General features: G+C 68.1%; 14 protein-coding genes. 8 read left to right on the forward strand and 6 right to left on the reverse strand.

Annotation, left to right across the window (positions count from 1 at the left end):
• Positions 1-35: 35 nt before the first annotated feature.
• From NBG84_RS01885 to NBG84_RS01915, 7 genes are all read left to right on the forward strand, one after another.
• Positions 36-797, forward strand: a complete 762-nt coding sequence (locus tag NBG84_RS01885; RefSeq protein WP_250917433.1) for a DUF3000 domain-containing protein — start codon at positions 36-38, stop codon at positions 795-797.
• 989 nt (positions 798-1,786) lie between these two features.
• Positions 1,787-2,452 carry a LuxR C-terminal-related transcriptional regulator gene (locus NBG84_RS01890; RefSeq protein ID WP_250917434.1) on the forward strand — a complete coding sequence of 222 codons (666 nt, stop codon included), beginning with the start codon at positions 1,787-1,789 and terminating at the stop codon, positions 2,450-2,452.
• Positions 2,453-2,542: 90 nt separating this feature from the next.
• Positions 2,543-3,826, forward strand: a complete 1,284-nt coding sequence (locus NBG84_RS01895; RefSeq protein ID WP_250917435.1) for a ribonuclease D — start codon at positions 2,543-2,545, stop codon at positions 3,824-3,826.
• Positions 3,827-4,366: 540 nt separating this feature from the next.
• Complete coding sequence (locus NBG84_RS01900; protein ID WP_250917436.1) at positions 4,367-5,587, forward strand: thiolase family protein; 1,221 nt, start codon at positions 4,367-4,369, stop codon at positions 5,585-5,587.
• Positions 5,584-7,710 (forward strand): 3-hydroxyacyl-CoA dehydrogenase NAD-binding domain-containing protein, encoded by a 2,127-nt coding sequence (locus tag NBG84_RS01905; RefSeq protein WP_250917437.1) that lies wholly within the window; start codon positions 5,584-5,586, stop codon positions 7,708-7,710. Before NBG84_RS01900 ends, NBG84_RS01905 begins: the two co-directional genes overlap by 4 nt.
• A 487-nt stretch (positions 7,711-8,197) precedes the next feature.
• The gene (locus NBG84_RS01910) at positions 8,198-8,506 is read left to right on the forward strand and encodes a hypothetical protein (protein ID WP_250917438.1); all 309 of its coding nucleotides are present in this window, start codon (positions 8,198-8,200) and stop codon (positions 8,504-8,506) included.
• Positions 8,506-8,898: an NTP pyrophosphohydrolase gene (locus NBG84_RS01915; RefSeq protein WP_250917439.1), complete on the forward strand. Its 393-nt coding sequence runs from the start codon at positions 8,506-8,508 to the stop codon at positions 8,896-8,898. The genes NBG84_RS01910 and NBG84_RS01915 overlap by 1 nt, the downstream gene beginning before the upstream one ends.
• Before the next feature lie 104 nt (positions 8,899-9,002).
• Here the strand turns inward: NBG84_RS01915 and NBG84_RS01920 are convergent, their stop codons facing one another.
• The 6 genes from NBG84_RS01920 to ngcE form a co-directional block, all read right to left on the reverse strand.
• Positions 9,003-10,538 (reverse strand): amino acid permease, encoded by a 1,536-nt coding sequence (locus tag NBG84_RS01920; RefSeq protein WP_250917440.1) that lies wholly within the window; start codon positions 10,536-10,538, stop codon positions 9,003-9,005.
• A gap of 164 nt (positions 10,539-10,702) precedes the next feature.
• Positions 10,703-12,643 (reverse strand): 1-deoxy-D-xylulose-5-phosphate synthase, encoded by a 1,941-nt coding sequence (dxs, locus tag NBG84_RS01925; RefSeq protein WP_250917441.1) that lies wholly within the window; start codon positions 12,641-12,643, stop codon positions 10,703-10,705.
• Positions 12,644-13,138: 495 nt separating this feature from the next.
• Positions 13,139-14,326 carry an ROK family transcriptional regulator gene (locus tag NBG84_RS01930; protein WP_250917442.1) on the reverse strand — a complete coding sequence of 396 codons (1,188 nt, stop codon included), beginning with the start codon at positions 14,324-14,326 and terminating at the stop codon, positions 13,139-13,141.
• Positions 14,327-14,650: 324 nt separating this feature from the next.
• Positions 14,651-15,577: a carbohydrate ABC transporter permease gene (locus NBG84_RS01935; RefSeq protein WP_250917443.1), complete on the reverse strand. Its 927-nt coding sequence runs from the start codon at positions 15,575-15,577 to the stop codon at positions 14,651-14,653.
• A gap of 11 nt (positions 15,578-15,588) precedes the next feature.
• Complete coding sequence (locus NBG84_RS01940) at positions 15,589-16,512, reverse strand: carbohydrate ABC transporter permease (RefSeq protein WP_250917444.1); 924 nt, start codon at positions 16,510-16,512, stop codon at positions 15,589-15,591.
• 64 nt (positions 16,513-16,576) lie between these two features.
• The gene (gene ngcE / locus NBG84_RS01945) at positions 16,577-18,028 is read right to left on the reverse strand and encodes an N-acetylglucosamine/diacetylchitobiose ABC transporter substrate-binding protein (RefSeq protein ID WP_250917445.1); all 1,452 of its coding nucleotides are present in this window, start codon (positions 18,026-18,028) and stop codon (positions 16,577-16,579) included.
• A gap of 1,592 nt (positions 18,029-19,620) precedes the next feature.
• Between ngcE and NBG84_RS01950 the strand changes: the two genes are divergently transcribed.
• Positions 19,621-19,858, forward strand: a 238-nt coding sequence (locus tag NBG84_RS01950) for a hypothetical protein (RefSeq protein WP_250917446.1), incomplete at its 3' end; no start/stop codon positions are given.

Raw genomic sequence — 19,858 nt, forward strand, 5'->3', positions numbered from 1 at the left:
TGCGCACAGGGCCCGTTCCGCCTACTCTTCCCCGCATGGCCGCGGCTCAGGGACGTTATTCCGATCATTCTGACCAGTCTGATCAACCACATCACGCTCATTCCGGAAAAAAGGGCACCACCGGAGACGGCGAGGACGGCAGGGACGGCAGGGACGGCAGGGACGGCAAGGACAGTGGTGAGGACAGCCCGCAGAACGCCGTACCGCGCGCGTTTCAACTCGCGGTCGAAGCGCTCCAGACCGCACGGCTGCGGCCCGGGATCGAGGTAGACCCCACCCCACCGCCCAAGCGGCTCGCGCCCTACGCGTACGCGCTGGAAGCGGCGATCGTGGAGGACGAGGAGGATCTCGCGGACGGACGGCTGGTGCTGCTGCACGATCCCGCCGGGCATGACGCGTGGCAGGGCACCTTTCGGCTGGTGACCTTGCTGCGGGCCGAGCTGGAGCCGGAGATGGCGGCCGATCCGCTGCTGCCCGAGGTGTCCTGGTCCTGGCTGACGGGGGCGATGGAGGCTCGTGGACTGTCCTACGGCCAACCGAGCGGAACGGTGACCCGCGCGGGGTCCCACTACTTCGGCGGGCTCTCCGAGCGTCGGCCCGCGACCCAGATCGAGATCCGGGCGTCCTGGACGCCCCGGGAGGGCCGAGACGGCGTTCCCGATACGGCGGCGCACCTCGCGGCCTGGTGCGATCTGCTCTGCCAGATCGCGGGGCTGCCGCCCGCCGCGGCCAGCTCCGCGGACACCGGGGCCGGCGTGGTGTCGCTGCCGCAGCGTCGGGGCCCGCAGCACCGATGACCTCTGCCGACCCCGCGCCCTGGCACCGCTGACCCGCCCCGCTCAGGGGCGGTGTAGCGGCTCGCTCCAGATGCCTCCGATGAGATCGACCGACGACAGGGAGCCGCATCACGCGCCTTCGCCACGCAGAGTGACGAGGGCGAGCGGTCCGCTGTCGAGGCCGCACACCCCGACCTCGCCAGGAGCCCACGGCGAGGTCACGACTGGCGCCCGCCGGCATCCGCCCACACCCCTGCGACCGTCCGGCCCGGCCCGCTGGGCGACCACCCGTCCGACACCCATCCGCCGGACCGCGCCGGGCGCCAGCGACCCGCGATGGACGCCATCCAGGACCGGGCACCTGGGCTGGCACCTCCTCGCACCGCCCCCGAGGGCCGCGATCGCCACCGGGGCCCTCACCGGGCGGCCACCCCCGTCACCTGGTCCGCGTCGACGCGGGGCACCCGGCGTCCGACCGCACCCGGGCGGGCCGGCCGGCATCGGCGCACCCTTCGAAGCGTCCGCTCCGCGCGACGCACCACGGCCGGCGGCCTTCCCAGCCGGGCGTCCTGGCGAGCGGCAGAAGGCGAGCGGCAAAAGACGGTACGGTCAGCTCAGCCGAGCCGGCCGACCGCGGCCGGCTCGACACTGCGTCAGCCGATAGGGCCGCCGCGCCCCACGGCATGAGCCGGGCCCGGAGTCGATCCGGACCGTCACAGGCTGCGACCGCTCACCCGCGGAACCCACCTCTCCCGGCACACCCTCCCGGGCGGTTCCATCGGCCCCAGAACGCCCCTCATCAGCGATAGCCCCACGGGTAACAACCCGTCAGCTCATTCGTAGGATGATCGATCACCCGTCCTAATTGCACCAATTGTTACTCACCAAATCGTGATCATTCTCTAAAGGCGGCCGGCTTTGGTGCCGAAGAGGTCAGTGACCCTAACTGCACGGTTCGCCCCGGCTTCATCCCCGAGCCGGCCCGTCCCGCACCTTCCCCAGGAGGCCTGGTGTCCGTTCTACTTGAGCAGCCCGCAAGCCTGGTCGCCTACCGCCCAAACAAACCGACGGCCATGGTCGTCGTGGCCGACCCGCGCGTCCGCTCCACCGTGACCCGCCATCTGTGGGCGCTCGGTGTGCGTGACGTGATCGAGGCGTCGTCCATCGCGGAGGCGCGTCCCCGCGTTGGCAACCCACGCGACATCTGTGTTGCCGACGTCCACCTGCCCGACGGTTCCGGGCTGACTCTTCTGTCCGAGACCCGCGCAGCGGGCTGGCCCAATGGCCTCGCCCTCTCCGCGGCCGATGACATCGGCGCCGTACGCAACGCACTCGCGGGCGGCGTCAAGGGCTATGTCGTCACTGGCACCCGAACCAACATCGGGCACCCGACCCGACCTGGCGCCGCCCCCATCGGCGCCGCAGCGTCCCGTCTCGGCCACCGCCGCCCCCCGGGTGCTCCGAGCCACCCGGGCGGTTACCGTGAGCTATCAGGGCGCGAGGTCGAGGTGCTCAGGTTGGTCGCCGAGGGCCAGTCCAACAAGGCGATCGGGGTCTCCATGGGACTCTCCGCCCTCACCGTGAAAAGCCATCTCGCCCGCATCGCACGCAAGCTCGGCACGGGCGACCGGGCCGGAATGGTGGCGGTGGCCCTGCGCACGGGCATCATCCACTGACCGCTCAGCCACCCATCCGCGACCTCGTCCGCGCCTGTCGACGGAACGTTACGTCGACAGGCGCGCTCCGCTGACAGATACCCTTGACACGTGACCGACGCCCATGACCCCGCAGCAGAGACCGCACTGCGAACCGCCGGGGGCGCTCCCCCGGACGCCGGCGTCGCAGCCGAAGTACCTCCTATCCCCCTTCTGGAACCCCGTGAGGGCATTCCTCCGGTGGTCACGGATGACGCTGCGCTCGCCGAGGTGATCGCCGCCTTCGCCGCCGGCAGCGGACCCGTGGCCGTCGATGCCGAGCGCGCATCGGGCTACCGCTACGGCCAGCGGGCCTACCTCGTACAGCTGCGCCGAGAGGGCGCGGGCAGCGCCCTGATCGATCCCGTCGGCTGCCCGGACCTCTCCAGCCTCGGCGAAGCCCTCGCCGATACGGAGTGGATCCTCCACGCCGCCACCCAGGACCTGCCCTGCCTGCGGGACATAGGCATGGTGCCCTCCCGCCTCTTCGACACCGAGCTGGCCGGGCGCCTCGCCGGGTTCCCGAGGGTGGGGCTCGGGGCAATGGTCGAATCGGTCCTCGGATACGCCTTGGAGAAGGGGCACTCGGCGGTCGACTGGTCCACCAGGCCACTGCCCGAGCCCTGGCTGCGGTATGCGGCACTCGATGTGGAACTGCTCATCGACCTCCGGGACGCGCTGGAGAAGGAACTGGACCGCCAGGGCAAACTGGACTGGGCCCACCAGGAGTTCGACGCCATCGCCAGCGCCCCGCCCGCTCCCCCGCGCAAGGACCCCTGGCGGCGCACCTCAGGAATGCACAAGGTACGTCGACGCCGTCAGATGGCCGTCGTACGGGAGCTGTGGACGGCCCGTGACCGGGTCGCGCAGCGGCGCGACGTGTCACCGGGCAAGGTCCTGAGCGACAACGCGATCATCGAGGCCGCGCTGTCGGTCCCGGCGAACGTGCAGGCGCTGACCGCGCTGGCCGGCTTCGGCCACCGGATGGGCCGGCGGCAGCTGGATCAGTGGCAGGCGGCGGTCGACCGGGCGAAGGCGCTCCCGGATGCGGAGCTGCCCCAGCCGGGCCAGCCGCTGAACGGACCGCCACCGCCTCGCTCCTGGGCGGACAAGGACCCGGCCGCGGCGGCACGGCTCTCGGCCGCGCGCTCGGCGGTGTCGGCGCTGGCGGAGGAGTTGAATCTGCCGCAGGAGAACCTGATCACCCCGGACACGGTCCGCAGGGTCTGCTGGGAGCCGCCGGCCGACCCGTCCACCGAGGGTGTCGCCGAGGCGCTGGCGGAACTGGGTGCGCGCCCCTGGCAGATCGAGTTGGTGGCCCCGCTGCTGTCCGAAGCGGTCGCAGCGACGGACTGACCCCGGGCCCCGCAGCAGGGGCCGCCGCCCGGTCCGCGGGAGAAGCGGGCCGGGTGCCGAGCGCTGACCGGCCGGGTAGGGCGGTCGATGACACGCCGACACCGGCCGCCGCCCCGGGGAATCGGCTTGGCCGACGTACGGGCTGCGGACCCATGGCTTCAGCGGGGTTCCCAGCGCTGCCGGGAACGCGGCGACGCCCACCCGCCCGGCTCTCCCCCGGCGTACCGACACGGTGGCCAGGATCGTTCCCACGCTTGGCGCACCGGCTCCGGGGCCGCTCCCTGACCCGCGGTTCCCGCCCCGGACACGCCCAGGTCCGGTCCCCGGCTTCCCATCGGGCGATGGGTCTCGCCGCGTTCCGACGGCCCGGGCCGGTGGCCCCGCGCACCGGTGTGCGGCGGACCCGCTCCGCTGTGACCTTGACCGCTCACCGCGATGGGACTGGGCACGATGGTTACTCACAAGTAGCATGGCCTCAGGAAAGCGCGCGCTCAGCCGCGTCCCGCAGCAGTGCCATCCGCACCCTGGAGGAGAGCCAACGTGCCTCGTACCGTCAGGGACGTCGTCTTCGTCGACGGCGTCCGCACCCCGTTCGGCAAGGCGGGCCCGAAGGGCATCTACCACGAGACCCGGGCCGACGATCTTGTCGTGAAGGCCATCCGAGAACTGCTGCGCCGCAATCCCGGCCTCGACCCGGCCCGCATCGACGAGGTGGCCATCGCCGCCACCACGCAGATCGGCGACCAGGGACTCACCCTCGGGCGTACCGCCGGCATCCTCGCCGGGCTGCCGCAGTCCGTACCCGGGTACTCCATCGACCGTATGTGCGCGGGCGCGATGACCGCCGTCACCACCACCGCGGGCGCCATCGCCTTCGGCGCGTACGACGTGGTCCTGGCGGGCGGCGTGGAGCACATGGGGCGCCACCCGATGGGCGAAGGGGTCGACCCCAACCCGCGGTTCGTGAGCGAGAAGCTCGTCGATGAGTCGGCCCTGTTCATGGGCATGACCGCGGAGAACCTGCACGACCGCTACCCGACCATCACCAAGCTGCGCGCCGATGAGTACGCGGTGCGTTCGCAGGAGAAGGCCGCGAAGGCGTACGCCAACGGAAGGATCCAGCAGGACCTGGTGCCCATCTCGGTGCGCCGCACCGACCCCGCGGGCGGTGAGACCGGCTGGGGTCTGTCCACCGCGGACGAGCCGATGCGCCCGGGCACCACGCTGGCGAACCTCGCCACGCTGAAGACCCCGTTCCGGCCGCACGGCCGGGTCACCGCGGGCAACGCCGCAGGTCTCAACGACGGTGCCACCGCGTCATTGATCGCCGCCGAGGACTTCGCCCGTGAGCACGGTCTGCCGGTGAAGATGCGGCTGGTCTCCTTCGCGTACACGGGAGTCGAGCCCGAGGTCATGGGGTACGGCCCGATCCCGGCGACCGAGAAGGCGCTGGCCAAGGCCGGCCTTTCGATCGGCGATATCGGCCTTTTCGAGATCAATGAGGCGTTCGCCGTCCAGGTGTTGGCCTTCCTGGAGCACTACGGCATCGCCGATGACGACGCTCGCGTCAACCAGTACGGCGGCGCCATCGCCTTCGGCCACCCGCTGGCGTCCTCCGGTGTCCGGCTGATGACCCAGCTGGCCAGCCAGTTCGAGGAGCAGCCGCAGGTCCGCTACGGCCTGACCACCATGTGCGTCGGCTTCGGCATGGGCGCATCGGTCATCTGGGAGAACCCGCACTTCGACGGAGGCGACAAGTGAGTACCGCTGAACTGCTGACGGGAGCAGCCGAACTGTTCCCGGACGAGGTTGTCACCAGCGCGCATGTGCGCCATCTCGATCTGCCCTTCGGCGTGGGCCGGTTCGCGCTGATCACCCTGGACAACGGGCTTGACCACACCAAGCCGACCACGTTCGGGCCGCAGTCCCTGGCCCGGCTGAGCGCGGCGATCGACCAGGTCGAGCGGGAGGCGTCCGAGGGCTCGATCGTGGGTGTCGGTCTCACCGGCAAGCCGTTCATCTTCGCGGTCGGCGCCGATCTCAAGGGCGTTGAGCTGCTGAGGAACCACTCGGACGCGCTCGCGATCGGCTTGGGCGGCCACGATGTCTTCAAACGGCTCTCCGCGCTCGCGGTGCCCACGTTCGCGTACTACAACGGCGCGGCGATGGGTGGCGGTGTCGAGGTCGGGCTGCACTGCTCGTACCGTACGGTCTCCAGCGCCCTGCCCGCCTTCTCGCTGCCCGAGGTCTTCCTCGGGCTGGTGCCCGGCTGGGGCGGCTGCACCCTGCTGCCGAACCTGATCGGCGCGGACCGCGCGGTGACGGTGATCATCGAGAACTCGCTCAACCAGAACCGCCAGTTGAAGGGTGCCCAGGTCTTCGAACTCGGCATCGCCGACGCGATCTTCGAGGGCGCGGACTTCCTGGAGCAGTCGCTCTCCTGGACCGCCGCCGTCCTCAAGGGCGAGATCGTCGTGGGGCGGGCCGAGATCGACCGTGGCGAGGCATGGGACGCGGCGGTGGCCCGCGGGCGCTTCATCGCCGACTCCAAGGTGCATGGCGCGGCCCCGGCCGCCTACCGGGCCCTGGACATCATCGCCGCCGCCAAGAACGGTGACTTCCAGGCCGGTTTCGACGCTGAGGACCGGGCGCTGGCCGATCTGATCATGGGGGGCGAGCTGCGCAGCGGTATCTACGCCTTCAATCTGGTGCAGAAGCGGGCCAAGCGCCCGGTCGGCGCTCCGGACCGGGCGCTGGCCCGCCCGGTCACCAAGGTCGGTGTGGTCGGCGCGGGTCTGATGGCCTCGCAGTTGGCACTGCTCTTCCTGCGCCGGCTTGAGGTACCGGTGGTGCTCACCGATATCGACCAGGAGCGGATCGACAGGGGTGTGGGCTATGTCCACGCGGAGATCGACAAGTTGCTGGGCAAGGGGCGCATCAACCAGGACCGGGCCAATCGGCTCAAGGCCCTGGTCACCGGTGTGCTGGACAAGGCCGAGGGCTTCGCTGACGCCGACTTCGTCATCGAGGCCGTCTTCGAGGAGATGGGCGTCAAGCAGCAGGTGTTCGCCGAGGTGGAGGCGGTCGCCCCGGCCCACGCCATCCTCGCCACCAACACCTCCTCGCTCTCGGTGTCCGAGATGGCGTCCAAGCTCAAGCATCCCGAGCGGGTCGTCGGTTTCCACTTCTTCAACCCGGTGGCGATCCTGCCGCTGCTGGAGATCGTGCGCGGCGAGCAGACCGACGATGCCGCGCTGGCGACGGCCTTCGGGGTGGCCAAGAAGCTGAAGAAGACCGCGGTCCTGGTCAAGGACGCTCCGGCGTTCGTGGTGAACCGCATCCTGACGCGCTTCATGGGCGAGATCCAGAACGTCATCGACGAGGGCACCCCGGTCGCCGTGGCGGAGAAGGCCGTGGAGCCGCTCGGGCTGCCGATGTCACCGCTGGTGCTACTGGAGTTGGTGGGTCCGGCGATCGGGCTGCATGTGTCCGAGACCCTCAACCGGGCCTTCCCCGAGCGCTTTACGGTCTCCCCCAATCTCCAGGCGGTCGTCAAGGCCGGGAAGCGTGGCTTCTATGTGTACGACTCCGGGAAGCCGGAGTTGGACCCCGAGGTCGCGGCGCTGCTGGTCCAGGGCGATGTGGTGCTGACCGATGAGCAGACCAGGGCCCGGGTGCTGGACGCGGTGGCTCAGGAGATCGGGCTGATGCTTCAGGAAGGCGTGGTGGCGGAGGCCCAGGACATCGACCTCTGTCTGATCACGGGCGCGGGCTGGCCGTTCCATCTGGGCGGCGTCACGCCGTATCTGGACCGTGAGGGCGTCTCCCAGCGGGTCAACGGCAAGCCGTTCCTGGCCCCGGGTGTGGCGAGCGTCCCCGTCTGACGCACGGTGTGACCACCAAGGGGCTGTCCGGGTTTCCCGGACAGCCCCTTCGTCGTCTTCCGTCGTAGGACCCGAGATACCCGGTAACCGCTGTGCGCCACGGTGACGGCGTCGATCGTCCGGGCCGGGGCCCAACGTCATGATCCGCCCAGAGGGGCTCTACGGCCCCGCCAGGCGGGTGGGACCCGTTGTTCCCGGGCCGGTCGCTCCCCGGCCCGGGAAATGGTCAGGTCAGGGGCGCTGGGCGTTCCGCAAGGCCCAGCGGTGGCGACCGGCACGCCATCGGCCACGCTTTTTCGACGCGCGTGGGGCGGCCTCCCGTGGTGGGCGGCACGACACCACGGGCACCGGCTGCGGGAAGGGCCACAGAAAGGGCTACGAGATCGTCGTCGACCGGCGGTGGGGGCGGTCAGCACTCGGCTATCTTTATCCAACAATGATGGTCAACCGGGCCGAGACCGTAACGATTGCAACAACGATGATCGCGATGGCGATCACGTTCACCATCGCGATGGCCCCTGCGCTCACGGCCCGTTCCTCACGAGGAGGGCCCGGCCAGGCATCCGCCGTCCCAAGGACACGTCCTGTCCACCGCACCCACCCGGTCCTTGACACCGTCGGTGAGGAGAACACCGAACCCGAGCCGCCACGGCCGCGTAGCCATCGACTCGCGGCCATCCACGGAATACGTTCTGGTGAGGGGCAGTTCAGCGACCGGCCAGGGACGAACGAGCGACGGGCGACAAGCGCAGTGAAGGCAATGAACACCGTGACCGCCGACCGGGCGCGCGGCTGATGGCGCACCAGCCCCTGACCCTGTTGATCGTGGACAGCGCCAATGTCGTGGGATCGGTCCCCGACGGTTGGTGGCGCGACAGGCGCGGAGCCTCCGAACGCCTTCGGGACCGGCTTGCCGGGCACGCAGACGCCGGTATTCCGGGAATCCCCGGCGAGTTGGAGATCGTGCTGGTGGTGGAGGGCGCGGCACGCGGAGTGGAATCGGTGCCCGGGGTTCGGGTGTCCGAGGCTCCGGGCAGCGGGGACGACCACATCGTGCAGTTGGCCGCCGAAGCCCGTGACCGGCCCTGTGTGGTCGTCACGGCAGACCGCGGGCTTCGTCAGCGAGTGACCCAGATGGGCGCCCAGACCGTGGGCCCCAGAACGGTGTACGGCTCCGAGTCGGAGTAGGCCACCGGCTCGGGCCCGACGCGACGGCCGCGCACATCAGTCCTCGTGCGACTCCGGCCCGCCGACTCGCCCGCGGTATCAGCGGTGTCAGCGGTGTCAGCGGTCTACCGCACCTCGTCCGACGGGGAGTCGGCGCTGGCGATCTGGTGGGGGTCGAGCCTGCTGTGTCGCCGTCCGTACCAGAAGTAGACGAGCACGCCCAGCACCATCCAGATGCCAAAGCGCAGCCAGGTCTCGGTGGGCAGGTTGAGCATCAGCCAGACGGAGGCCGCCACCGAGGCGATCGGCAGCCAGGGCACCAGTGGGGTGCGGAAGGCACGGGGCAGATCGGGGCGGGTACGGCGCAGGATGACCACACCGATCGCGACCACGACAAAGGCGAAGAGCGTGCCGATGTTCACCAGGGTCGCCAGTTCCTCGATGCTGGTGAAGCCCGCGATGATCGCGATCACCACACCGAGCAGAACCGTGGCGCGGTACGGCGTCCGGTACCGCGGGTGCACCCGGGAGAAGAAGCGCGGGAGCAGCCCGTCGCGGCTCATGGCGAAGAACACCCGGGTCTGGCCGAGCAGCAGGATCATGCAGACGGTGGTGAGGCCGACGGCGGCACCGAAGCTGATGACTCCCGCGTACCAGGGGTGGCCGGTCGCCTTGAAGGCGTCGGCCAGCGGCGCGTCGATGGAGAGCTCGCTGTAGTGCTGCATTCCGGTGACGACGATCGAGACCGCCACGTACAACGTCGTGCAGATGACGAGGGAGCCGAGGATGCCCCGGGGCATGTCCCGCTGCGGCAGTTTGGTCTCCTCGGCGGCGGTCGCCACCACATCGAAGCCGATGAAGGCGAAGAAGACCACCGACGCGGCGGTGAAGATGCCCAACACGCCGAAGTTGGTGGGCGCGTAGCCGAACAGCACTTGGATGAGGGGCTCTTGCAGACCTGAAGCACCTTCCGTCTTCACCGCCGGGGGGATGAAGGGGCTGTAGTTCGACACCTTGATGAAGAAGGCACCGGCGACGATGACCAGCAGGACGACCCCGACCTTGATGGCCACGACCACCGTGGTGACCCGGGCGGAGAGCTTCATCCCGAGGACGAGGACGCCGGTGAGCACCAGGACCAGCAGAAAGGCCAGCAGATCGAAGGCGAAACCGAAGGTGTGATTCGTACCGGAAAGAGCGTCGGGCAGCTGCCAGCCCACATTGTCCAGGAGTGAGCGGACATAGCCGGACCAGCCGACGGCCACCACCGCCGTACCCAGCGCGAACTCCAGCACCAGGTCCCAGCCGATGATCCAGGCGGGAAGCTCGCCGAGGGAGGCGAAGGCGAAGGTGTACGCCGAGCCGGCCACCGGGACGGTGGACGCGAACTCCGCGTAGCACAGGGCCGCGAGGGCGCAGACCACTCCCGCCACGGCGAAGGCGATGGCCGTGGCGGGTCCCGCGTTCTGCTTGGCCACCGCGCCGGTGAGAACGAAAATACCGGTGCCGATGATGACACCGACCCCGAAGACGGTGAGGTCGAGCGCGGACAGCGATCTGCTGAGCGCGTGCTCCGGCTCCTCTGTGTCGCGGATGGACTGCTCGATGCCCTTGGTTCGGAAGACACCCGTTCGGCCTGGGGGGTCTGTGTGTGTGCTCACCGTGCACCTCCGCGCTCGTCGTCCCGTCATGATCGGGACGGTCGATGGCACACAGGCGGCCGTTTGGGTGGAGTTCACGCGAATGGGCCGGAAGGACCACCCGTCCAGGGTGACCTCCCGGCCCATCGCCACGCACACGCCCTCGGGCGGTAGCGCGGAATCCGTCAGTCGCGCACCGGCTCCACTGCCTCGCCCGTCGAGCTCGGCTCATCGGCGAAGCGGCCGTCGAGCCTGCTGACCAGGCCGGTGACCTGCCGGGCGATGTCGGGCGCGGTGAGACCGATCTCCGCCATCACCTCCTTGCGGGTGGCATGGTCGAGGAACCGCGGCGGAATGCCGAAGTCGCGCAGCGGTACGTCCACGCCCGCGTCGCGCAGCGCCTGCGCGACCGCGGAGCCCACACCGCCCACCCGAATGTTGTCCTCGACCGTGACGACCACCTGGTGTCGCTCGGCGAGCGGGGCGAGCGCCTCATCCACCGGCTTGACCCAACGCGGGTCGACGACGGTGGTGGAGATGCCCTGCTTGTCCAGCAGGTCGGCGATCTCCAGACACATCGGGGCGAGCGCGCCCACCGAAACCAGCAGGACGTCGGGGCGCTCGGAGTGCTCCGTACCGGCGTGGCGCAGTACGTCCATGCCGCCGATGCGGCCGACGGCCTTGACCGCCGGGCCGACCGCGCCCTTGGAGAAGCGCACCACGGTCGGGGCGTCGTCGACGGCGACGGCCTCACGCAGTTGGGCGCGGACCTGATCGGCGTCACGCGGGGCGGCGAGCCGTAGACCGGGGACGATCTGAAGGAGCGACATGTCCCACATACCGTTGTGGGACGCGCCGTCGGTGCCGGTGACCCCTGCGCGGTCCAGGACGAAGGTCACTCCGCACTTGTGCAGGGCCACGTCCATCAGCACCTGGTCGAAGGCGCGGTTGAGGAAGGTGGCGTAGACCGCGAAGACGGGGTGGACGCCACCGGTCGCCAGACCGGCCGCGGAGACCGCCGCGTGCTGCTCGGCGATGCCGACGTCATAGACCCGGTCGGGGAACGCCTTGGCGAACTTTTCGAGACCCACGGGCTGGAGCATGGCGGCGGTGATCGCCACGATGTCGTCGCGCTCCTCGCCGAGCTTGACCATCTCCTCGCCGAAGACGGAGGTCCAGTCAAGACCGGAGCTGGCGATGGGCAGCCCCGTATCGGGGTGGATCTTGCCAACCGCGTGGAAGCGGTCCGCCTCGTCCTGAAGGGCGGGCTGGTAGCCACGGCCCTTCTCGGTGAGGCAGTGGACGATGACCGGGCCGCCGAAGCGCTTGGCGCGGACGAGCGCGGATTCCAGGGCTTCGATGTCATGGCCGTCGATGGGGCCGACGTACTTCAGCCCGAGGTCCTCGAACATGCCCTGCGGTGCGATGAAGTCCTTGAGGCCCTTCTTCGCGCCGTGCAGCGTCTCGTAGAGCGGCTTGCCGACGACGGGGGTGCGGCCCAGGATGTCCTTGCCCCGGGCCAGGAAGCGCTCATACCCGTCGGTGGTGCGCAGGGTGGCCAGGTGGTTGGCGAGGCCGCCGATGGTCGGAGCGTAGGAGCGCTCGTTGTCATTGACGACGATGACCAGCGGGCGGTCCTTGGCGGCGGCGATGTTGTTCAGCGCCTCCCAGGCCATACCGCCGGTGAGGGCGCCGTCGCCGATGACCGCGACCACATGGTCGTCCTGCTTGCGCACCTCATTGGCCTTGGCGAGGCCATCGGCCCAGCCGAGGACCGTGGAGGCGTGGGAGTTCTCGATGATGTCGTGGTCGGACTCCGCCCGTGCCGGGTAGCCGGAGAGACCGCCCTTCATCTTCAGCCGGGAGAAGTCATGGCGACCGGTGAGCAGTTTGTGCACATAGCTCTGGTGTCCGGTGTCCCAGAGGACCTTGTCCTTCGGGGAGTCGAAGACGCGGTGCAGGGCGATGGTCAGCTCGACCACGCCGAGGTTGGGACCTAGGTGGCCTCCGGTCTTGGAAACGGCGTCCACGAGGAACGTCCGGATCTCTTCGGCCAGCTGATCCAGCTGCTCCGGGTTGAGCCGGTCCAGATCGCGCGGTCCCTTGATACGGGTAAGCAGTGCCACCCGTGCCTCCTTGCGTATTGAGCTGGTCGAGCGTTGCGTATCGAACCGGCCGGAAGTGCCGATTTGACCGAGTCTAATGTTCCGCGCCCGGCCTTGGTCATCGGGCGGTGGGTTCTGCATCACGCCAATGGCGGATACCCACTCCGGTCCGTGGCAATGCAGGGCTTCTGATGCTGTCGCCGAACTACGGTGGGGAGCGCGGCGTACGGCTGCGGCGCGGCGTTGCGTCTCCACGCCCCCTGAGGGTGTCCACGCTCTTGGCGGCCGAACGGTTCCCATGCCGTTGCGGCACTACCGCGGCCTCCACTCCTCCTCAGCCCCGGTGCCCACTGCCCTGCCTGGTCCGCCGACAGGACTGCCGAGGACCGCAGGGGCCGGTCGAGAAGTACGCCGGACCCGCTATCCAACGTCAAGGGTTGAACACTCCCAGCGATGACAACGCTGCCATGATTCCGTGAGTGAACGCAGTCATCTGACTGGCCCCGTTGGGCCGCGTCAGGAGGAACCGAGCGGTCGGACCCCGTCGAGGAGGTCCGAGTCGCCCATCTCGCTCAGCACCAGGGCGAGCGCGCCCAGCACCTCGGCCCGCGCCCCCAGGGCCGCGGAAGCGACCGTGAGCTGATCGGCGGCGCTCGGCAGCGCATACCGCGACAAGGACTCCCGGATGGGTGCGAGGACCAGGTCCCCGGCCTCGGCGATGGCCCCGCCGAGGACGACCAGGCTGGGATTGAGCAGATTGCAGAGGCTGGCCACGCCGCTGCCGACATGGCGGCCCACATCGGCGATGACCCGGCGGCAGCCGGGGTCGCCGTCGCGTGCGAGCCGCACCACGCGCTCCACGGTGAGATCCGGTCCATGGCTGGGCGTGAGCAGGGGCAGCAGATAGCGTTCGGCGGCGAAGGTCTCCAGACAGCCACGGTTGCCGCAGCGGCAGACGGGCCCGGATTCGTCCAGGGTGATGTGCCCGATCTCACCCGCCGTACCGCCCGGGCCGCGATAGATCCGGCCGTCCATCACCAGTCCCGCGCCCACCCCGCCGGCGACCTTGATGTAGGCGAGGTCCCGTACGCCTCGGCCGCCCCAGACCAGCTCGCCCAACGCGCCCAGATTGGCGTCGTTGTCGGTGTGGACGGGAACGCCGAGCCGGCGGGACAGCTCAGCGCCAGGATCCGTGCCGCTCCAACCGGGAAGCATGGAGGTGGGTCCGAGGACACCTGACTGGGCGTCCACGGGCGCGGGCACGGCAAGGCCCACCCCCACGAGCTTCCGCCGGTCCGCTCCGATGGTCGCGATCAGCCGGTTGACCAGCTCCTCCGCTCGGTCAATGCCCTCGTCGGCGGAGGTGTCGGAGGCGAGCGGCCAGGACTCCTCGGCGAGGATCTGGCGGGCGAGGTTGGCGACCGCGGCGCGCAACCGGTCGTGCCCGAAGTCAAGGCCGATGACGATGCCCGCATCGGCGCTGAGCGAGATGCTCCGTGCTCGGCGGCCACCCGCGGAGGTGGGTGTGACCTCGACGGTTCCGCTGTCCTTCAGTTCCCGGACGATGTTGGAGACGGTGGCGGCCGAGAGTCCGGTGCCGCGGGCGATCTCAGCCTGGGTGAGGGAACCCGCCATACGGACGGCTCGCACCACGCGTTCGCGGTTGGCCCGGTGCAGAGAGGTCTGCGATCCCGGAGTCTCCATGGGCTTGATCCACTCCTGTCCGCCGAGGGGCCTCCCGACCGGACCATCGGCCGGGAGAGCGCTGAGGGGCTTCGCTGATGTCCTTCAACTAGTGAAGCCCAAGCTCACTGCGGGAGCAGTCGTCACGTCAAGACTTCCGCATCACGGTACGTCGAAGGCCCCGGCGGAGGAGAATCCACCGGGGCCTTCGGCTTCCACATCGTCCGGTCGGTCCCTGGGCCGTGGGTCCCACGGTGCTCACCGTGGGACACGAGGACGACTCAGACCGGTATGAGGAGCGTCGACGAGACGAGGAGCGTCACGGCCCGACCGGGCGGCCGAGCGCTACTTGATCGCACCCGCGGTGAGGCCCGACTGGACCTGCCGCTGGAAGATCGTGTAGACGGCGAGCACCGGGAGCATGGCGATCATCATGCCCGCCATCAGCGCGCCCCAGTCGTTCTCATATCCCTGCTGGAGCGCGATCATCGCCAGGCCCTGGGTGAGGACGTATTTGTCCTCCTCCTGGTTGAGGACCATGGGCAGCAGATACTGATTCCACTGACCCAGGAAGTTGAAGATGCCGATGCTGATCAGACCGGGCTTGGCCATCGGCAGCATGACCTGGAAGAACGTCCTCGTGTGCGAGGCTCCGTCGATCATCGCTGCCTCCGCCACCGAGGACGGCAGGCTGCGGAAGAACGACGTCATGAAGAAGACGGTGAACGGCAGCGAGTAGGCGATGTAGACCAGGATCAGTCCGTGGTACGTCGCCAGCAGTGTGCTGCCGGGGAAGTCCCGCATCACAAAGAAGAGCGGGATGACCAGCATGAAGACGGGGAACGACATGCCCGCGACAAACAGGTAGTAGATAAACCTGTTGCCGGGGAAGGTGAACCGCGCCAGCACATAGGCGGCCATGGAGCCGAGCACCATCGTGCCGACGACCGAGCCGCCGACGACGATCGTGGTGTTGATGAAGTACTGGCCCATGTTCGCGTCGTCCCACGCGTTGGCCCAGTTCTCCCAGCGCAGGGAGGTGGGTAGACCCCAGGGGTCGGTCAGAATGCCGTTGCTGTCCTTGAAGGCGCTCCACAGCACCCACAGCAGGGGCACGCCTACCATCAGCCCCCAGAGGATGAGGATGCCGTGCGAGAAGACATTCAGCACACCGCCCTCGGTCTTACTGCCGTTGGACGGGCCCAGCGTCTTGGTGACCGGGGCGGGCGTGGGCTCCCGCTTCGCCACCACATCGATTTCTTCGGTCGTCATCCGCTGTACCCCTAGTACTCGATCCGCTCACGCCGCGCGAAGCGCATGGTGAGCAGTGCGAACGTCATCGTGACAATGAGCATCGCGATGCCCATCGCGGACGCGTATCCAAACTGACTGTCTCGGAAGGCCGTCTGATAGAGCCTCAGCGGCATGACGTCCGTGGCCCCGTCGGGACCACCCATGTTCACCGACATGATCTGGACCAGGGCGAAGGCGTCCAGGGCGATGATGCCCATGTACACCCAGCCGGTCTGCACCGTGTCCCACAGCAGCGGGAGGGTGATCTTGAAGAAGGTGTGGAAGCGGTTGGCTCCGTCCAGCAGGGCGGCTTCGTAGATGTCCCGCGGGATGGACGCCATGGCCGCGGAGAACAGCACCACATAGAAGCCGACATGACCCCAGACCATGACGGCGCTGATGCACCAGAGCGCAAGGCTCTTCTCGCCGAGCCAGGCGTTCTGGAGGCCGTCCAGACCGATCGCGCCCAGCAGGGAGTTGAGCATTCCGTCGTTGGGGTCCGGGTTGTAGATGTTGAACCAGATGACCGCGACGATGGTGATGGAGATGACCTGCGGGAAGAAGAAGACGAACTTGTAGACCTTGGAGCCGGTCACACCGGTGACGACTTCGTTCTTCTTGCTCTTGCCGCCCACATTGAGCATGAAGGCGAAGAAGAGGCCCAGGCCCAGGGTGATCACGGGGACCAGCGCCAGCATGTAGACGTTGTGGCGTAGGGCGTTCCAGAAGTCGTCGCTCTCCCAGAGCCGCTCGAAGTTGTCCATGCCGATGAACTTGGACGAGCCCGTCAGGCCCGACCAGTCGGTCAGCGAGATCTGGAACGCCTGGATGAACGGCGAGATCACGAAGATCGCGTAGATGATCAAAGGTAGGGCCAGGAAGCCCACAATGAATCGGTATTTGCCGTGTTGCATGTGCTTCCCGGCCCTTCCCCTCTTTCGATCTTTCGATCTTTCGATGGACTACGTCCGTGTCAGGTCAGCTGGTGCGCTTGAACTTGGCGACGGAGGAGTCCTTGGCAACCTTGTCCGCTTCCGCCTGGGTCTTCTTGATCCAGTCCGCGGCCTTCAGGTCACCGGTGAGCAGCTGGCCGGTCAAGCCGCCGATCTTCTCGTCGGTGAGAGCCGGGTACCACTCTTGGAGCTGAAGGCTGATCAGGTTGGGGCCAGCCGCCTTGACGGCCTTGCTTGCGGAGGCGAGGCCAGGGGAGAGCGTCATGCCCTCGGTGGCGTCCTGGACACACGTCAGGGACTTGACCTTGGTGGCGAAGTTCTGCGCGTGCTTCTTGGAGAGCATGATGCGCAGCAGTTCCATGCCGCCAGTCGGATTCTTGCCCTTTGCGGAAACGATGTACGGCTCGCTGGGCTCACCGCGCAGGGTGCCCGTGGGCATCTTGTCCCCCGTGCCGTCGAAGAGGGCACCGACCGCCATCCCGAAGTCCTTCGGGGTGGTGGGGGCGGCCTCGTTCTCGACCCAGGAACCGTTGGGGATGAAGACTGCCTTGTTCCTGGTCCAGGCGGTCTGCGACTGGATGTGGGTCAGGCCCTGGCTGCCTTCCAGGAAGTACTTCTTGGCCGCGAGCTCCTCATAGTGCTCGACGACCTGCTTGACCGCGTCGTTGCTGGTCCAGGCCTTGGGCTCCAGGTTGTCGATGGCGATCCAGGGCTCGATGCCACCGATCTTGGCGATCTGGGCGAACAGGTTGAAGTGGACGTAGTACGGGAACTTGCCCGCGTACGTCCAGGGCGCGATACCGGCCTTCTTGATCTCGCCGCAGAGGGTGACCATCTCGTCGAGGGTCTTGGGGTAGGTCCAGCCCTTGGCATCCAGCAGCTTCTGGGAGTACCAGGTGCCGTAGATGGTGAAGGCGTAGTAGAGCACGTCGAACTTGTCGCCGTGCATGCCCTTGTCGAGGGTGCTGGGGTGGATGACATCGCGAATCTTCTTCGCCGGGTCATCCATCGAGGGCGCGTCGAGGAGCGCCTTGAGGTCCTGGAGCTGACCCTGGCTGGAAAGCTTGTTCATGTCGAGGTGGTCGGCGCCGGAGTTGTCGATGACGTCCGGCGGGTTGCCGCCCGCGAAGCGCGGGGTGAGCTTCGGACCGACCTGCTGGGTACCGGTGTGCTTGACGTCGGCCTTGTACTTCGTCTTGTAGTCGGCCTCCGCGTCCTTGGCGTACTGGTCGCCAAGGCCCCCCTTGAAGATGAACGCCTCAAGAGCGGCGCCGTTCTTCACACCGAGCGGGTTCTCCGCGGACGTCTCGCCCTTGGGGGTCTCGGTCTTCTTGTCGTTGTCGTCGCCGCCACCGCTGGTGGCACAGGCGGAGAGGAAGCCCATCGTGGGAACAGTGATCAGGCCTAGCGCTGCAGAACGCTTGATCACATCACGACGGCCGAGGCCCCCATTGTTGTGGGCGGAAGTGGATCCCATGCTCAAGTCCTCGCCTTCATTAGGACTCAGGCGGTGAACCGGTCGCCCGTCCGTGTCGCCTCAGGCGAAGGGCCCCGTTACCGCGGTCAGTTGCTGTGTTTTCCCGAAGGAAAATCAGTGAAGCTCGGGTTGTGCGATCGCAGGGAGATCCAGATCACGGCAGCAGTGAATAGGCACACGGCCAACCGTCCCCTTTTTTCCCCCTGACCCGTCAGTGTGTGCGACAGCTGTGCGGGTGCCGATAGGTATAGTCCACTTCACGTCAACGGAGCAAGATCGAAAGCAAGGTTGGTCGGCAGTCTTTCCCGAGTTGAGACCTCGCGGATATCTGACACGCGTGGAAGACCAATCCCGCACAGCATTCTTCGCGGACCGCCATATTCCGACTGCGACACCGCGCCGAGGGGCTTGACACCGCCAGTCACTCGACTCTCCCGCATAGCCTCGATCCCCATCTGACAACGCTGTCCACCTAGCCCCGCGGCCTGGGAACAAGACCCTTTCCATGGCCGGACCTCGCCCTCGAGGAGCTGGCAAGGACAGCCGGAAGGCCCAGCCACCACGGCAATACCCGCCAGTAACGAAAGGTCCGCCCTGGACGGTGAGCCGGTCGGACACGCTACCGCTCAACGATGGGGCGACATACAGCGGCCGCCCTTACGAAGTGGCAATTCATCCTCTTCCAGGACGATCACCGCCAGCCCCTCCGGCGCAATAGCACCGAATACCGCGCCGGGTAGCCGAAAGCACCCTTCAGGCATAGATGACGACTTCTCGGTGGGAATTCAGGGCAATATCGACACTCGACCAGAAGGCGGGTCACTCGATGGCCCATACACCGTTTCGGGCTAGACCAATGAAGACCCAAGACCCCTCTGCCAATGTTTAGATATTGAGCCATATGGCTGGAACTTGGCGTTTTGCGCTGAGCCATGTGGTGCAACGCCACGGCGCTGTACCGGGCGCTGCACCCCGTACGGAATCTCCCGCACAAGAACGCCCACCAACGCCCCCGCTCAGCGCCCGATCCCTCGGATCAGCGCCCTCCGGTGGACGGTGCCCGCCACTCGATCTCCCTGGTGGACAGCGTCTGCCGTTCCGTCTCCCCGCCGGAACCGCCCGTCTCATCGCGCCCCGCCCTCCTCAGCAAAGCCGCGTCACCAGGAGCGCCGGCTCTCGCGAGGGCCAGGCAGCAAACCACCGCGGACAGCACAGCGACGCCGGCAAGGGCCAACCAGCGGAGCGGGTCGGGATCAGAACAGGCTGCACTCCAACGGGCTGCTGGACCTGGACGAGCTGGACTCCAACCGGCTGGACTCCAACGGGCTGCTGGAATCCAACGGGCTGCGTCGTCCCGGTGATCCCGGCGATCCCGGTGGATCTGGTGGACCCCGGGAGACCCGGTGGTGCCTGGGGATGGAGCGGAGGCGTCAGCTCACATCCCCCACCGCCCGGGCCCCTGCGACCTCCCCACCCCCCTCAGCGGGCCGTGCGGAGGGCAACCACCCCTGAGCCGACCGCGACGGGTGGGCCATGACCTGACCATCGCCGGTTCGACTGGCCCTGGCCTGGGCATCGGTGCTCTTCGGCGGATGCGATCCGCCACCGAAGCCGCCGAGGGCGTCGTTGCGACTTCCAGGCCGCCGTCCGCCCGTGACAGACCGCTCCAGGAGTGCGGGACCTCCAGCGCGGGGACCGAACCCAGCACCGCCTCGGCCACGATCGCGCTCTGCCGCGCACTCGCGGCAGACGCGTTGAGGGCTGTCGAGGCCGCCTCCGAGAAAGTGCCCTTGGTCACATTGAGGGCCCATCGGGTGACCTGGAGCGGAT

This window comes from Streptomyces albipurpureus, assembly GCF_023701525.1.
Taxonomy (GTDB): Bacteria; Actinomycetota; Actinomycetes; order Streptomycetales; family Streptomycetaceae; genus Streptomyces; species Streptomyces albipurpureus.

Excerpts from the sequence above, each read along its gene's own strand:
- NBG84_RS01885 (WP_250917433.1), top strand. The coding sequence starts at position 36 with ATGGCCGCGGCTCAGGGACGTTATTCCGATCATTCTGACCAGTCTGAT.
- NBG84_RS01940 (WP_250917444.1), bottom strand. The coding sequence starts at position 16,512 with ATGCAACACGGCAAATACCGATTCATTGTGGGCTTCCTGGCCCTACCT.
- ngcE (WP_250917445.1), bottom strand. The coding sequence starts at position 18,028 with ATGGGATCCACTTCCGCCCACAACAATGGGGGCCTCGGCCGTCGTGAT.
- NBG84_RS01935 (WP_250917443.1), bottom strand. The coding sequence starts at position 15,577 with ATGACGACCGAAGAAATCGATGTGGTGGCGAAGCGGGAGCCCACGCCC.
- NBG84_RS01915 (WP_250917439.1), top strand. The coding sequence starts at position 8,506 with ATGGCGCACCAGCCCCTGACCCTGTTGATCGTGGACAGCGCCAATGTC.
- NBG84_RS01910 (WP_250917438.1), top strand. The coding sequence starts at position 8,198 with ATGGCGATCACGTTCACCATCGCGATGGCCCCTGCGCTCACGGCCCGT.
- NBG84_RS01930 (WP_250917442.1), bottom strand. The coding sequence starts at position 14,326 with ATGGAGACTCCGGGATCGCAGACCTCTCTGCACCGGGCCAACCGCGAA.